Source organism: Streptomyces sp. QH1-20, assembly GCF_041283565.1.
In the GTDB taxonomy this organism is placed as follows: Bacteria; Actinomycetota; Actinomycetes; order Streptomycetales; family Streptomycetaceae; genus Streptomyces; species Streptomyces syringius.
The window spans coordinates 1,911,966-1,927,400 of the sequence record NZ_CP166299.1; the positions used below are offsets into that span (position 1 = coordinate 1,911,966).

12 protein-coding genes and 3 rRNA genes are annotated in these 15,435 nt (G+C 66.1%); 3 read left to right on the forward strand and 12 right to left on the reverse strand.

Annotated features, from left to right (window positions below):
• Window positions 1-37: 37 nt before the first annotated feature.
• From AB8O64_RS08495 to AB8O64_RS08520, 6 genes are all read right to left on the reverse strand, one after another.
• Window positions 38-895, reverse strand: coding sequence for a hypothetical protein (locus AB8O64_RS08495; protein ID WP_370423820.1), 858 nt, complete (start codon window positions 893-895; stop codon window positions 38-40).
• Window positions 896-900: 5 nt separating this feature from the next.
• Window positions 901-2,181 (reverse strand): hypothetical protein, encoded by a 1,281-nt coding sequence (locus tag AB8O64_RS08500; protein ID WP_370418614.1) that lies wholly within the window; start codon window positions 2,179-2,181, stop codon window positions 901-903.
• Window positions 2,182-2,357: 176 nt separating this feature from the next.
• Window positions 2,358-2,474: ribosomal RNA gene (gene rrf, locus AB8O64_RS08505) — 5S ribosomal RNA — on the reverse strand.
• Between the two features lie 110 nt (window positions 2,475-2,584).
• A 23S ribosomal RNA gene (locus AB8O64_RS08510) occupies window positions 2,585-5,709 on the reverse strand.
• Between the two features lie 280 nt (window positions 5,710-5,989).
• Window positions 5,990-7,513 (reverse strand): 16S ribosomal RNA (locus AB8O64_RS08515).
• The 16S, 23S and 5S rRNA genes sit together here, the layout of an rRNA operon.
• Before the next feature lie 582 nt (window positions 7,514-8,095).
• Window positions 8,096-8,743 (reverse strand): DNA-3-methyladenine glycosylase, encoded by a 648-nt coding sequence (locus AB8O64_RS08520; RefSeq protein WP_370418615.1) that lies wholly within the window; start codon window positions 8,741-8,743, stop codon window positions 8,096-8,098.
• 53 nt (window positions 8,744-8,796) lie between these two features.
• On the opposite strand from AB8O64_RS08520, the gene AB8O64_RS08525 reads away from it, so the two are divergent.
• Window positions 8,797-9,579, forward strand: coding sequence for a sporulation protein (locus AB8O64_RS08525; RefSeq protein WP_370418616.1), 783 nt, complete (start codon window positions 8,797-8,799; stop codon window positions 9,577-9,579).
• A gap of 60 nt (window positions 9,580-9,639) precedes the next feature.
• Here the strand turns inward: AB8O64_RS08525 and AB8O64_RS08530 are convergent, their stop codons facing one another.
• Both AB8O64_RS08530 and AB8O64_RS08535 read right to left on the reverse strand, forming a co-directional pair.
• Window positions 9,640-10,071 carry a barstar family protein gene (locus AB8O64_RS08530; RefSeq protein WP_370418617.1) on the reverse strand — a complete coding sequence of 144 codons (432 nt, stop codon included), beginning with the start codon at window positions 10,069-10,071 and terminating at the stop codon, window positions 9,640-9,642.
• A complete protein-coding gene (locus tag AB8O64_RS08535) occupies window positions 10,068-10,535 on the reverse strand; it encodes a ribonuclease domain-containing protein (protein ID WP_370418618.1) in 468 nt (155 codons plus the stop codon). The genes AB8O64_RS08530 and AB8O64_RS08535 overlap by 4 nt, the downstream gene beginning before the upstream one ends.
• 84 nt (window positions 10,536-10,619) lie before the next feature.
• Between AB8O64_RS08535 and AB8O64_RS08540 the strand changes: the two genes are divergently transcribed.
• Together AB8O64_RS08540 and AB8O64_RS08545 are read left to right on the forward strand one after the other, a co-directional pair.
• Entirely contained in the window at window positions 10,620-11,159 is a 540-nt protein-coding gene (locus AB8O64_RS08540) for a YbhB/YbcL family Raf kinase inhibitor-like protein (RefSeq protein WP_370418619.1), read from the forward strand.
• A gap of 388 nt (window positions 11,160-11,547) precedes the next feature.
• Window positions 11,548-12,051: an HNH endonuclease gene (locus AB8O64_RS08545; RefSeq protein ID WP_370418620.1), complete on the forward strand. Its 504-nt coding sequence runs from the start codon at window positions 11,548-11,550 to the stop codon at window positions 12,049-12,051.
• 55 nt (window positions 12,052-12,106) lie between these two features.
• On the opposite strand, the gene AB8O64_RS08550 is transcribed toward AB8O64_RS08545, so the two are convergent.
• The 4 genes from AB8O64_RS08550 to AB8O64_RS08565 form a co-directional block, all read right to left on the reverse strand.
• Window positions 12,107-12,874 carry a sulfite exporter TauE/SafE family protein gene (locus AB8O64_RS08550; RefSeq protein WP_370418621.1) on the reverse strand — a complete coding sequence of 256 codons (768 nt, stop codon included), beginning with the start codon at window positions 12,872-12,874 and terminating at the stop codon, window positions 12,107-12,109.
• Window positions 12,875-12,978: 104 nt separating this feature from the next.
• Complete coding sequence (locus tag AB8O64_RS08555; RefSeq protein WP_184730966.1) at window positions 12,979-13,914, reverse strand: SPFH domain-containing protein; 936 nt, start codon at window positions 13,912-13,914, stop codon at window positions 12,979-12,981.
• Between the two features lie 139 nt (window positions 13,915-14,053).
• On the reverse strand, window positions 14,054-14,476 hold the full coding sequence (locus AB8O64_RS08560; RefSeq protein ID WP_370418622.1) for an NfeD family protein: 423 nt from the start codon (window positions 14,474-14,476) through the stop codon (window positions 14,054-14,056).
• Between the two features lie 119 nt (window positions 14,477-14,595).
• Window positions 14,596-15,405, reverse strand: a complete 810-nt coding sequence (locus AB8O64_RS08565; protein WP_370418623.1) for an ABC transporter ATP-binding protein — start codon at window positions 15,403-15,405, stop codon at window positions 14,596-14,598.
• Between the last annotated feature and the right edge of the window lie 30 nt (window positions 15,406-15,435).

Below are 15,435 nucleotides of genomic sequence, written 5' to 3' on the forward strand. Positions count from 1 at the left end.
CCCGGGACTCCGGGGTGCCGCCCTCCACGTTCAGCGATCAGCTCTTGTCGTCGGAGCCCTGGCCGTCAGAGGCCTTGTCATCGGCGGCCTTGTCGTCCTGGACATCCTCGACGGAGGCGCTCTCGACCTCGGCCTCGGCCTCGGTGGCAGCCGGCTCCTCGTCCGCGTCCGCCTCGACAGCGGCGGCGGTCTCGGGGGCCTCGGCGGCGTCCTCGTCGCCCATGGCGTCCGTGAACTCCACGCCGTCGAGCTCGGCGAGCCGGTCGGACGCGTCGGTCATGCCGCCCTGGTCGGCCTCGAGGGCCTTGGCGAACCACTCGCGCGCCTCGGCCTCGCGGTCCACCGCGAGCAGCGCGTCCGCGTAGGCGTAACGCAGTCGGGCGGTCCACGGCTGGATCGAGTTCGACGCCAGCTCGGGGCCCTGCAGCGTCACGACGGCCGCGTCGGCCTGGCCCATGTCCTTACGGGCACCGGCGGCGACGAGGCGCATCTCGACCTGGCCGGCCTTGTCCAGCTTCGCCACCTCGGGCTCGCCGGCCATGGCCAGCGCGCGCTCGGGACGGCCCATGCCGCGCTCGCAGTCCGCCATGACGGGCCACAGCTCGACGGAACCCGTCATGCGGCGGGCGGCACGGAACTCGGCGAGCGCCTCGGTGTACTTGCCGGTCGCGTACGCGGCGAAGCCTGCGGCCTCACGCACGGCGGCGACACGGGAGGCGAGCCGCAGCGCGATCCGGGAGTACGCGTACGCCTGCTCCGGGTCCTCGTCGAGCAGGTTCGCCACCATGACGAGGTTGCGCGCGACCTCCTCGGCAAGGCCCTTGGGCAGGCTCATGAGCTCCTGCCGGACGTCCTTGTCGATCTCGTCGCCGGTCACGTCGTCCGGGATGGGCAGACGCTTCACCGGCTCGCGGTCGTCACGACGGTCGTCACGTCGGTCGTCACGACGCCCGTACCCACCGGAACGGTCGTCGCGGCCACGGTAGCCGCCGCCCTGGCGGTCGTCGCGGTACGACGGACGCGAGCCGCGGTCATCGCGGCCGCCACGGTAACCACCGCGGTCGTCATCACGGCGCGGACCACGGTCGTCGCGGCCGCCACGGTAGCCACCACGGTCGTCGTCACGACGGGGACCGCCGTAGCCACCACCGGAGGGACGGCCGCCACGGTCGTCCTCACGGCGCGGGGCACGCTCGTCACGGCGGAAGGTCGTCGGGCGGTCGCCGCCACGGTCGTCACGACGGTCGTCACGGCGGAAGCCGCCACGGTCGTCCTCGCGACGCGGGGCACGCTCGTCGCGACGGAAGATCGGACGGTCGCCGCCGCGGTCGTCACGACGGTCATCGCGACGGTCATCGCGACGGAAACCGCCACGGTCGTCGTCGCGGCGGAATGCGGGGCGGTCGCCGCCACGGTCATCGCGACGCGGGCCACCGTAACCGCCACCGGAGGGACGCCCACCACGGTCGTCGCGGCGGTCGAAGCCGCCGGGACGGCCACCACGGTCGTCATCACGACGGGGGCCACGGTCGTCACGACGGTCGTCACGACGGAAACCGGGGCGGTCACCGCCACGGTCGTCACGGCCGCCACGGAAGCCACCGCGGTCGTCGTCACGACGGGGACCGCCGTAGCCACCGCCGGAGGGGCGACCACCGCGGTCGTCATCACGGCGCGGGCCGCGGTCGTCACGACGGTCGTCACGGCGGAATGCGGGGCGGTCGCCGCCACGGTCATCGCGACGCGGGCCACCGTAGCCACCACCGGAGGGACGGCCACCGCGGTCGTCTCGGCGTTCGAAGCCGCCGGGACGGCCACCACGGTCGTCATCACGACGGGGACCACGGTCATCGCGACGGTCGTCACGACGGAAGCCGCCACGGTCGTCGTCGCGACGCGGGCCGCCGTAGCCACCACCGGAGGGACGGCCACCACGGTCGTCACGGCGGGGGCCGCCGTAGCCGCCGCCACCGGTGGGGCGCCCACCGCGGTCGTCGTCACGGCGGGGACCGCCGTAGCCACCGCCGGAGGGGCGACCACCACGGTCGTCCTCACGGCGCGGGCCACGGGGACGGTCGTCCCCACGGTCGTCACGACGGAAGGCAGGACGGTCATCGCGGCGGTCGTCGCGGCGGAAACCGCCGCGCGTGTCGTCGCGTCGAGGCCCGCGAGGGGCACCACGCCTCGGCTCGCTGCCCGATCGATCGTCGGGAGAGTTGGTGGACATCGACGTGACTCCTAGTCTTCGGGTACCGCAGTCATTCTCGCGCACCCGGCTGGCCGGCGCGCTTCGGCAAAAAACAAAAAGGACCCTTGGTCCCAGCGTGAACGCTGGGACCAAGGGTCCTTGAAATATTGTTCGGCGGCGTCCTACTCTCCCACACGGTCCCCCATGCAGTACCATCGGCGCTGAAAGGCTTAGCTTCCGGGTTCGGAATGTAACCGGGCGTTTCCCTAACGCAATGACCACCGAAACACCTTCGGGTGTTCCAAGCGAACAAGCACACTCTTTAATTAAGGTGATACTGGTTCAACCGGTGCGACTGTTCGCAACCCGGGAACCACACAGTGGACGCGAGCAACTGAGGACAAGCCCTCGGCCTATTAGTACCAGTCAGCTCCAACCGTTACCGGTCTTCCACACCTGGCCTATCAACCCAGTCGTCTACTGGGAGCCTTAACCCCTCAAAGGGGGTGGGAATACTCATCTCGAAGCAGGCTTCCCGCTTAGATGCTTTCAGCGGTTATCCCTCCCGAACGTAGCCAACCAGCCATGCCCTTGGCAGGACAACTGGCACACCAGAGGTTCGTCCGTCCCGGTCCTCTCGTACTAGGGACAGCCCTTCTCAATATTCCTACGCGCACAGCGGATAGGGACCGAACTGTCTCACGACGTTCTAAACCCAGCTCGCGTACCGCTTTAATGGGCGAACAGCCCAACCCTTGGGACCGACTCCAGCCCCAGGATGCGACGAGCCGACATCGAGGTGCCAAACCATCCCGTCGATATGGACTCTTGGGGAAGATCAGCCTGTTATCCCCGGGGTACCTTTTATCCGTTGAGCGACGGCGCTTCCACAAGCCACCGCCGGATCACTAGTCCCGACTTTCGTCCCTGCTCGACCCGTCGGTCTCACAGTCAAGCTCCCTTGTGCACTTACACTCAACACCTGATTGCCAACCAGGCTGAGGGAACCTTTGGGCGCCTCCGTTACTCTTTAGGAGGCAACCGCCCCAGTTAAACTACCCACCAGACACTGTCCCTGATCCGGATCACGGACCCAGGTTAGACATCCAGCACGACCAGAGTGGTATTTCAACGACGACTCCACACACACTGGCGTGCATGCTTCACAGTCTCCCACCTATCCTACACAAGCCGAACCGAACACCAATATCAAGCTATAGTAAAGGTCCCGGGGTCTTTCCGTCCTGCTGCGCGAAACGAGCATCTTTACTCGTAGTGCAATTTCACCGGGCCTATGGTTGAGACAGTCGAGAAGTCGTTACGCCATTCGTGCAGGTCGGAACTTACCCGACAAGGAATTTCGCTACCTTAGGATGGTTATAGTTACCACCGCCGTTTACTGGCGCTTAAGTTCTCAGCTTCGCCTGGACGAATCCAAGCTAACCGGTCCCCTTAACGTTCCAGCACCGGGCAGGCGTCAGTCCGTATACATCGCCTTACGGCTTCGCACGGACCTGTGTTTTTAGTAAACAGTCGCTTCTCGCTGGTCTCTGCGGCCACACCCAGCTCAGAGGGTAAACCTCATCACCAGACATGGCCCCCCTTCTCCCGAAGTTACGGGGGCATTTTGCCGAGTTCCTTAACCATAGTTCACCCGAACGCCTCGGTATTCTCTACCTGACCACCTGAGTCGGTTTAGGGTACGGGCCGCCATGAAACTCGCTAGAGGCTTTTCTCGACAGCATAGGATCATCCACTTCACCACAATCGGCTCGGCATCAGGTCTCAGGCTTCATGCTGTCCGGATTTGCCTAGACAGCGCCCTACACCCTTACCCCGGGACTACCACCGCCCGGGCTGGACTACCTTCCTGCGTCACCCCATCGCTTACCTACTACAGATCCGGGTCACCGGCTCCACCACTTCCCTTCACCCGAAGGATCCAGGACGGCTTCACGGGCTTAGCATCGTCTGATTCGATATTGGGCGTTTCAAAGCGGGTACCGGAATATCAACCGGTTGTCCATCGACTACGCCTGTCGGCCTCGCCTTAGGTCCCGACTTACCCTGGGCAGATCAGCTTGACCCAGGAACCCTTAGTCAATCGGCGCACACGTTTCCCACGTGTGTATCGCTACTCATGCCTGCATTCTCACTCGTGAACCGTCCACAACTCGCTTCCGCGGCTGCTTCACCCGGCACACGACGCTCCCCTACCCATCCCAGCCCCCGTTGGGGGTATGTGCTGGAATGACACGACTTCGGCGGTACGCTTGAGCCCCGCTACATTGTCGGCGCGGAATCACTTGACCAGTGAGCTATTACGCACTCTTTCAAGGGTGGCTGCTTCTAAGCCAACCTCCTGGTTGTCTCTGCGACTCCACATCCTTTCCCACTTAGCGTACGCTTAGGGGCCTTAGTCGATGCTCTGGGCTGTTTCCCTCTCGACCATGGAGCTTATCCCCCACAGTCTCACTGCCGCGCTCTCACTTACCGGCATTCGGAGTTTGGCTAAGGTCAGTAACCCGGTAGGGCCCATCGCCTATCCAGTGCTCTACCTCCGGCAAGAAACACACGACGCTGCACCTAAATGCATTTCGGGGAGAACCAGCTATCACGGAGTTTGATTGGCCTTTCACCCCTAACCACAGGTCATCCCCCAGGTTTTCAACCCTGGTGGGTTCGGTCCTCCACGAAGTCTTACCTCCGCTTCAACCTGCCCATGGCTAGATCACTCCGCTTCGGGTCTTGGGCGCGCTACTCAATCGCCCTATTCGGACTCGCTTTCGCTACGGCTTCCCCACACGGGTTAACCTCGCAACACACCGCAAACTCGCAGGCTCATTCTTCAAAAGGCACGCAGTCACGACTGCATGTGCAAGCACATACAGCGACGCTCCCACGGCTTGTAGGCACACGGTTTCAGGTACTATTTCACTCCGCTCCCGCGGTACTTTTCACCATTCCCTCACGGTACTATCCGCTATCGGTCACCAGGGAATATTTAGGCTTAACGGGTGGTCCCGCCAGATTCACACGGGATTTCTCGGGCCCCGTGCTACTTGGGTGGTTCTCAAGCGAGCCGTACAGATTTCAGCTACGGGGGTCTTACCCTCTACGCCGGACCTTTCGCATGTCCTTCGCCTACCTGTACGGTTTCTGACTCGCCGACCAGCCGGCAGACTGATCAAGAGAACTCCCACAACCCCGCACACGCAACCCCTGCCGGGTATCACACGCATACGGTTTGGCCTCATCCGGTTTCGCTCGCCACTACTCCCGGAATCACGGTTGTTTTCTCTTCCTGCGGGTACTGAGATGTTTCACTTCCCCGCGTTCCCTCCACACTGCCTATGTGTTCAGCAGCGGGTGACAGCCCATGACGACTGCCGGGTTTCCCCATTCGGACACCCCCGGATCAAAGCTCGGTTGACAGCTCCCCGGGGCCTATCGTGGCCTCCCACGTCCTTCATCGGTTCCTGGTGCCAAGGCATCCACCGTGCGCCCTTAAAAACTTGGCCACAGATGCTCGCGTCCACTGTGCAGTTCTCAAGCAACGACCAGCCACCCACCACCCCAACACCAAGGTGTCGAGTTCACTGGGGCCGGCATCGCGAAGGTTCAGACTCGAAAGTCCGTACCCTCAGATACCCAACAGCGTGCCCGACCAGTCCAAACCATCCATGTGTTCCACGCCGAAGCAGTACTAACAGGACAACCCTGAACCAGCCGAATAGTCAACGTTCCACCCATGAGCAACCGTGCGAGTCATTCGCTCGCAGTCGGCTATGTGCTCCTTAGAAAGGAGGTGATCCAGCCGCACCTTCCGGTACGGCTACCTTGTTACGACTTCGTCCCAATCGCCAGTCCCACCTTCGACGGCTCCCTCCACAAGGGTTGGGCCACCGGCTTCGGGTGTTACCGACTTTCGTGACGTGACGGGCGGTGTGTACAAGGCCCGGGAACGTATTCACCGCAGCAATGCTGATCTGCGATTACTAGCAACTCCAACTTCATGGGGTCGAGTTGCAGACCCCAATCCGAACTGAGACCGGCTTTTTGAGATTCGCTCCACCTCACGGTATCGCAGCTCATTGTACCGGCCATTGTAGCACGTGTGCAGCCCAAGACATAAGGGGCATGATGACTTGACGTCGTCCCCACCTTCCTCCGAGTTGACCCCGGCAGTCTCCTGTGAGTCCCCATCACCCCGAAAGGCATGCTGGCAACACAGAACAAGGGTTGCGCTCGTTGCGGGACTTAACCCAACATCTCACGACACGAGCTGACGACAGCCATGCACCACCTGTATACCGACCACAAGGGGGCGACCATCTCTGGCCGTTTCCGGTATATGTCAAGCCTTGGTAAGGTTCTTCGCGTTGCGTCGAATTAAGCCACATGCTCCGCTGCTTGTGCGGGCCCCCGTCAATTCCTTTGAGTTTTAGCCTTGCGGCCGTACTCCCCAGGCGGGGAACTTAATGCGTTAGCTGCGGCACCGACGACGTGGAATGTCGCCAACACCTAGTTCCCAACGTTTACGGCGTGGACTACCAGGGTATCTAATCCTGTTCGCTCCCCACGCTTTCGCTCCTCAGCGTCAGTAATGGCCCAGAGATCCGCCTTCGCCACCGGTGTTCCTCCTGATATCTGCGCATTTCACCGCTACACCAGGAATTCCGATCTCCCCTACCACACTCTAGCCTGCCCGTATCGAATGCAGACCCGGGGTTAAGCCCCGGGCTTTCACATCCGACGCAACAAGCCGCCTACGAGCTCTTTACGCCCAATAATTCCGGACAACGCTTGCGCCCTACGTATTACCGCGGCTGCTGGCACGTAGTTAGCCGGCGCTTCTTCTGCAGGTACCGTCACTCTCGCTTCTTCCCTGCTGAAAGAGGTTTACAACCCGAAGGCCGTCATCCCTCACGCGGCGTCGCTGCATCAGGCTTTCGCCCATTGTGCAATATTCCCCACTGCTGCCTCCCGTAGGAGTCTGGGCCGTGTCTCAGTCCCAGTGTGGCCGGTCGCCCTCTCAGGCCGGCTACCCGTCGTCGCCTTGGTAGGCCATTACCCCACCAACAAGCTGATAGGCCGCGGGCTCATCCTTCACCGCCGGAGCTTTCCACCCACCCCCATGCGGAGGCAGGTCATATCCGGTATTAGACCCCGTTTCCAGGGCTTGTCCCAGAGTGAAGGGCAGATTGCCCACGTGTTACTCACCCGTTCGCCACTAATCCACCCCGAAAGGCTTCATCGTTCGACTTGCATGTGTTAAGCACGCCGCCAGCGTTCGTCCTGAGCCAGGATCAAACTCTCCGTGAATGTTTACCGGTTATCCGGTGACACTCGCGTTGAGCGGCACAACCAGACGGAATAAGTCCGGCCGTGCACAGCGTCCTCGCTGTGTTGTTGCCCACCAGACCCCGAAGGGACCGGCAGGACTTTCAAAGGAACCGCGTCCCAATCGCAGAAGCGATCGGAGACGGGGTATTTTATAGTCTGGCGTTGACTTTTGGCACGCTGTTGAGTTCTCAAGGAACGGACGCTTCCTTTGTACTCACCCTCTCGGGCTTTCCTCCGGGCGCTTCCCTTCGGTATTTCGTGTTCCGACTCTATCAGATCCTTTTCCGTGCCGTTCCCGGCTCGAATTTCGTTTCCGATCCCCATCGGAGGGGGTTTGTTTCGCGCCTTGCGGCGTGTCCACTACGTTAGCGGATTTCCCTGGTGGCTCCTAATCGAGCCCATCGAGGTCTTATTTCGGGATAGCGAAACAGACCCCGATCCGGGGTGCGTCCTTGTCATAGTGGTTGTGCCACCCAGCGGCCCACGCACATGGCGCTGTCCATCTCAAGCGGCTCGGGCCACGTTAGGCGCTCTGCGCTTCAGAGTCAAGCACCCTCCACGTTACTCCTGCTTGCCCCGGTGACGCGGCACATGAGCCCGGTAGGGGCTGACGGTCGGATCCCCGTCGGCCCAGAAGCGCCAGGGGTGGGTCGCGCCCTCGCCGCCGACGCCCGTGCGGGGGCCGCTGCGGATGTGGGCGGCGGGGACCGGGGTGCCGGTGAGGACCGAGAGGGGGGCCTCCGGGCCGGCGCAGATGTCGATGCCGTTCAGGGTGCGGTCGATGTCGAGCGCGGTGGCGAGCCGGGCCGGGCCCTGGGCCAGCTCGCGGTCCTTGCGTGCCTTGGGGCGTCGCGCGCGGGCGAGGTCGGCGCCCTTGATCACCTCTGCCCCGCGCAGGAGAACACCGCTCGCGGTGCCTTCCGGGCCGCAGACCAGATTGAGGCTGAACCACATGCCGTAGATGAAGTAGACGTAGGCGTGCCCGGGCGGTCCGAACATCGAGGCGTTCCGCTGGGTACGGCCGCGGTAGGCGTGGGAGCCGGGGTCCGCCTCGCCGGCGTAGGCCTCGACCTCCGTCAGGCGGACCTCGATCGGCCCGTCCGGTGTCATACGGACGAGGGTCCGTCCGAGGAGGTCCGGTGCGACCTCCAGGACAGGACGGTCGAAGAATTCCCGGGTGAGTGGCATACGGTCAGGCGCGTCGATCATGCCGATCGAGCGTAACGGAAGGGCCCGGAAAACGGGGCCCGGGGAGGAAGAGCATGGGTTTCAAGAAGCTGCTGGCGAGCCTGGGTGCCGGAGGCGCTTCCGTCGAGACGGTGTTGTTCGAGGAGAACGTCGTCCCTGGTGGGGTCGTGCAGGGTGAGGTGCGGATCCAGGGTGGCTCCGTCGCACAACGGATCGAGGGGCTGAGCGTGGGCCTCCAGGCGCGGGTGGAGGTGGAGGGCGGGGACAGCGAGTACAAGCAGGACGTCGAGTTCACGCGTCTTCAGCTGGGTGGTGCCTTCGAGGTGCAGGCCGGTGCGGTGCACTCGGTGCCGTTCGCGCTGGAGATCCCGTGGGAGACGCCGGTCACCACGTTCATGGGCCGGCACCTGACCGGGATGGACGTGGGTGTGACCACGGAGCTGGCGATCGCCCGCGCGGTGGACTCCGGCGACCTCGATCCGGTGAACGTCCACCCGATGCCGGCCCAGCAGGCCATCCTCGACGCCTTCGGTCAGCTCGGCTTCTCGTTCAAGAGCGCGGACCTCGAGCGTGGCCACATCCGTGGGACGCGGCAGCGGCTGCCCTTCTACCAGGAGATCGAGTTCTTCGCCCCGCCGCAGTACCGGGGGCTGAACCAGGTCGAGCTGTCGTTCGTCGCGGACGACCGCGAGATGGACGTCGTGCTGGAGATGGACAAGAAGCCGGGGCTCTTCACCGAGGGCAGCGACTCGTACCGCTCCTTCACCGTCGATCTGCAGTCGTTCGCGCAGACCGACTGGGCGGCCTACCTCAACCAGTGGCTCGCGGAGGTCGGCGGGCAGCGCAACTGGCTGTGATCGATCGAGGGGCGCGCGCTGGCGCGCCCCTCGCCCGGCGGTGGCTGCCGGTCCGCGTCGTCAGGTGAGCAGCACCGTCAGCGGGGACTCGCTGTCGGCCCAGTAGTCGACGGCTTCACCGAAGATCGCCTGCGCGGTGCCGGCGTCCTCGGGGGCGGCCTTGCGGAAGGCGTCCCAGTCCACCGCGATCAGCAGAAAGCCGCGGACCTTGCTGCCCTCGCGCCACCAGGAGAGATCCATGAGGCAGTCGGCGAGGGCGTCCCAGTTGCGGCCGAACCAGTCGGGGAAGCCGAGGTCGGCCGCGCACCGGCCGAGGAAGGCCCTCTTGTCGGTCACGCCGTCCAGGCGCAGGGGCGCGCCATGCCAGTCGGCGTCGGTGGCGAGTGCCAGGACGCGGGCGGGGGTCTCGGTGGGGGGCAGGTCGTAGACGCCCGGCGGGGTGGAGCCGTGGAGGAGCGCGGAGAGGCCTGGTGCGGGCAGCGGGCCGGTCATGGTTGTACCACCGCTTCGAAGGTCTGGTAGTGGTCGCCGGTGTAGTAGCGCTCGGCGTGGTCGCCGGTGATGATGCGTCGGGCGCCGCGGGTGCGGGCACCCGGGGTGGGGACGGTGTACTCGTGGTAGTAACCGCGGGTCTGCTTGGGCAGCCGGTTCTCGTAGTTGCCGAAGACGGTGCCGTCCTTGTCGTACGGGAAGGGGCCGCCCCTGTCGATGAGTTCGAGGGTACGGCGGGCCTCGGCCGGCAGCCGGTCCCGGGTGACGGTCTTCATGCCCTTCGCCCAGGCGGGGATCGCGGTGGCGGTCCCGGCAGAGGACGCGGGCGGGGTCTTGTCGGCCTTGGCGGCGCCGGAAGAGCACGCCGGCAGCATGAGCAGGGGGATCGAGGCCAGCAGCACGGTCAGTGCGCGCCAGGGCCTGCCCGGCGGCCGTCCGTGTCGTCGTCCGTTTTGTCGAAGCACACTCCGTATGGTCGCAGCCGGTGCCGGTCACAGCCTCGTTAGGCTGGGCACTTTCACTGATCCGCGCGTACAGGAGGTGTTGAGGTGTCCGAGCACAAGAGGCGGCCGCTCCCCCACGATTTCCACCCGGAGGTGCCCTCGTTCACGGTGGTGAGCGATGACGTGACCCAGGGCGGGACGCTCAGTGACGCCCAGGTGCAGAGCGGGGGCAACACCTCGCCGCAGCTGCGCTGGGAGGGCTTCCCCGAGGGCACGAAGAGCTTCGCCGTGACGTGCTTCGACCCGGACGCGCCGACGGGCAGCGGGTTCTGGCACTGGTCGCTGTTCGACATCCCGGTGTCCGTGACGGAGCTGCCGGCCGGTGCGGGGAGTGCCGGGTTCAAGGGGCTGCCCGAGGGCGCGGTGCATGTGCGCAACGACTACGGGACGCGGGACTTCGGCGGGGCCGCTCCGCCGCCCGGGGACGGGCCGCACCGCTATGTGTTCACGGTGTACGCCGTGGACCGGGAGAAGCTGGGGCCGGACGAGGACGCCACCCCTGCCGTGGTGGGCTTCCATCTGCGGTTCCACGCGCTGGCGCGCGCCGAGTTGATCGGCGAGTACGAGGCTCCCGCCTCCTCCTGACCTTCCCCGCGGTCCGGGCGCGGCCTCTGGGTCGCGTCCGGAAATTCCGTTGCGCCCGGCCGCCGCGAACCGCACAGTGGTGCATGGCTGACGGCTCTCATCCGGTCGTCGGGCAGCAGATACCGCAGTGGCGGGGGCGGCGGGGCGCGAGAGAGGCGCCCGTCGTCTGCCGGAGCCCGGCTCGCGCCGGGTGCCCGCGTCCGCTGCCGTGCGCTCCGGGCCCGTGTTCGTACGGGGGAAGGGCCCGGAGCGTTTCCCCCTTCCCACCCTCCTGATGTTTCATCAACTCCCTTTTCCCTTGCGGAAATTGCGTTGTTCCAAGCCATCTCGACCGGCACAGTTGAGCCATCTTTGCCGCTGGGGCGGGGACGGGCCGGGAGGTGGACGGATGCGGGAGACGTTGGTTCTCAATGCGAGCTTCGAGCCGCTGGCGACGGTGTCGCTGCGCCGGGCGGTGGTGCTCGTGATGCAGGACAAGGCCGTCGTCGAGCAGGCCCATCCCGGTCTGCGGATCCGCGCGTCGGCCGTCGAGGTGCCGGTGCCCCGGGTGATCAGGCTCTCCCGGTACGTACGGGTGCCGTTCCGAAGACAGGCGCCGTGGACCCGGCGGGGGGTGCTGGTGCGTGACCGGCACCGGTGCGCGTACTGCGGACGGCGGGCGACGACGGTGGACCACGTGATGCCGCGCTCGCGCGGGGGTGCGGACAGCTGGCTGAACACGGTCGCGGCGTGCGCGGAGGACAACCACCGCAAGGCGGACCGTACGCCCGAGCAGGCCGGAATGCGCCTGCTGACCCGGCCCTTCGAGCCGACGCCGTCCGAGTCGCTGTTGTTCACCCTGGGGGCGGACAGCCGGGCTGCCCTTCCCTCTTGGCTGGCCGAGCCGGCGTGAGCCGTGGTGCCGGCCCGGGGTGACGTCCCGACAGGACGTCACCCCGGGTGCCGCGTCAGCCGAGCAGGAGCTGGACGATCGCGACGATGCCCACGGCGACGATGACACCGCGCAGGGCGGTCGGCGGGAGCCGGCGGCCGACCTTCGCGCCGATCTGGCCGCCGATGGCGGACCCCACCGCGATGAGCACGACGGCGGTCCAGTCGAAGTCGGCGACGAACAGGAAGAAGAGCGCGGCGACGCCGTTGACGACGACGGCGAGGATGTTCTTTATGCCGTTGATGCGCTGCAGGTCGTCGCGGAGCAGCAGGCCCATGAGGGAGAGATAGAGGACTCCTTGGGCCGCGCCGAAGTAGCCGCCGTACATGCTGGACAGCAGCAGGCCGATGAGCAGGGCGATGCCGCCGTCGCCGCCCGCCTCGGTGCCGTTGCGCTCGCGGCGGCGGGCGAGGGCCTTGGCGAGCCGGGGCTGGAGCACGACGAGCACCAGGGCGATGGCGATGAGGGCGGGCACGATCGCGTCGAATGCCTTCGACGGGAGTGCGAGCAGCAGGATCGCTCCGGCGAGGCCGCCGATCAGGGCGGTGACGCCGAAGCGGATGACGCGGCGGCGCTGGCCGCGCAGTTCGCGGCGGTAGCCCAGGGCGCCGCTGATGTTGCCGGTGACGAGGCCGAGCGTGTTGGAGACGTTGGCCGTGATGGGCGGTAGTCCGGTGGCGAGGAGCACCGGAAAGGTGATCAGGGTGCCGGAGCCGACGATGGTGTTGATGGTGCCGGCGCCGATGCCGGCCGCGAAGACCGCGAGTGCTTCCCAGATGGACAACGCCATCTCCTTTGGTCAGTGTGTCGCCTCCCCGCCGGTTAAGGGGTCGAGGGGCCACACTGATCATGCACCAGGACTGATCTTCGTCAACAGTCCACGGGGCTTCAGTCGATCGGCGGCTGCTCGCGGCGCGGGGGCTCCTTGGCCTCCTTCGAACCCCGGCTCATGGGGCCGAAGTTGCCGACGGCGCCGCTCAGGCCCTTGAGGGCGTCGCCGATTTCGCTGGGCACGATCCAGAGCTTGTTGGCGTCGCCTTCGGCGATCTTCGGAAGCATCTGGAGGTACTGGTAGGACAGCAGCTTCTCGTCGGCGTCGCCCGCGTGGATGGACTCGAAGACCGTGCGGATCGCCTGGGCCTCGCCCTCGGCGCGCAGCGCGGCGGCCTTGGCCTCGCCCTCGGCGCGCAGGATCGCGGACTGCTTCTCGCCCTCGGCGGTCAGGATCTGCGACTGGCGGATGCCTTCGGCGGTGAGGATCGCGGCGCGCTTGTCCCGGTCGGCGCGCATCTGCTTCTCCATCGAGTCCTGGATGGAGGTCGGCGGCTCGATGGCCTTGAGCTCGACGCGGTTGACGCGGATGCCCCATTTGCCGGTGGCCTCGTCGAGGACGCCGCGCAGGGCCGCGTTGATCTCCTCACGGGAGGTGAGGGTCCGCTCGAGGTCCATGCCGCCGATGATGTTGCGCAGGGTGGTGACGGTGAGCTGTTCGATGGCCTGGATGAAGCTGGAGACCTCGTAGGTCGCGGCCCGGGCGTCGGTGACCTGGTAGTAGATGACGGTGTCGATGTTGACGACGAGGTTGTCCTGGGTGATCACCGGCTGCGGGGGGAACGGCACGACCTGCTCGCGGAGGTCGATGCGGTTGCGGATGGAGTCGATGAACGGGACGACGATGTTCAGGCCCGCGTTGAGGGTGCGGGTGTAGCGGCCGAAGCGCTCGACGATGGCGGCGCTGGCCTGTGGGATCACCTGCACCGTCTTCATGAGGGCGATGAAGACGAGCACCACCAGGATGATCAGGACGATGATGATCGGTTCCATCGTGGCTCCCCGTGCCTTGGTCGTGATGTCGGGTGTGGTCGATCGGGCTGTCGGTCCGGGCAGTCGTTGATCGACTCCATGAAGTCTTTCAGAACCCCCCGCCGCCGTGCAGGCGTTGGGCCCACATCGCGCGGATCGCTCACATCACGATGGCCGTCGCGCCGTCGATCTCGATGACGTCCACCTGCTGCCCCGCCTCGAAGCTCCGCTCGGTGTCGTACGAGCGGGCCGACCAGATCTCACCGGCGAGCTTGATGCGGCCGCCGCCGGCGTCGACCCGCTCGACCACGACGGCCTGACGGCCCTTGAGGGCGTCGACTCCCGACCTCAGCTCGGGGCGCTGCGCCTTGTGCCGGGCGGCGATGGGGCGCACCACGGCGATCAGGGCGACGGAGACGGCGGCGAAGACGATGAACTGCATCACGGTGCCGCCGCCGAGGGCGGAGGTGACGGCGGCGGCGATGGCGCCGACCGCGAACATGCCGAATTCGGGCATCGCGGTAACGACCAGCGGAATACCCAGCCCGACGGCGGCGACGAGCCACCACACCCATGCGTCCACTCGTTCATGGTAGGCGCGGGGGCGTCGGCGGGACAGGGTGCCGGGGGTGCCCTTCGGGGCGTCTCCCCCGGTCCTCGGGCGTGGGCCGGGGGCAACGCGCCCGGCGGGCGCGGTGTCGCTTACGAGAGCGGCAGGCCCTGGGCGGTCCAGCGGTCGCCGTTGCGCTCGACGATCAGGGGGAGGCCGAAGCAGTGGGAGAGGTTGCGGGAGGTGAGCTCCAGCTCGACGGGGCCGGCGGCGAGCACCTTGCCCTGACGGATCATCAGGACGTGGGTGAAGCCGGGCGGGATCTCCTCGACGTGGTGGGTGACCATGACCATCGAGGGCGCGAGCGGGTCCTTGGCGAGCCGGCCGAGACGGCGGACGAGGTCCTCGCGGCCGCCGAGGTCGAGGCCCGCGGCGGGCTCGTCGAGCAGCAGCAGCTCGGGGTCGGTCATCATCGCGCGGGCGATGAGGGTGCGCTTGCGCTCGCCCTCGGAGAGGGTGCCGAACTTCCGGTCCAGGAAGTCCGTCATGCCGAGCACGTCGAGGAAGGCGCGGGCGCGCCGCTCGTCGACCTCCTCGTAGTCCTCCTGCCAGGTGGCCGTCATGCCGTACGCGGCGGTCAGCACCGTCTCCAGGACGGTCTGGGTGCGCGGCAGCTTGTCGGCGAGGGCGATGCCCGCCATGCCGATGCGGGGGCGCAGCTCGAAGACGTCCACCTTGCCGAGCTTCTCACCGAGGATCGTGGCCGAGCCCTTGGTCGGGAAGAGGTAGCTGGAGGCGACATTGAGGAGAGTGGTCTTGCCGGCCCCGTTGGGGCCGAGGATCACCCAGCGCTCCCCCTCCTTGACCGACCAGGAGACCTGGTCCACCAGAGCCCGGCCCTCGCGGACCACGGATACGTCCACCAGTTCCAGCACATCGCTCATGAGCGCGTTGTCTCCCATTACAGTCTCGTCGTCGCTTGCGCCTGTCGG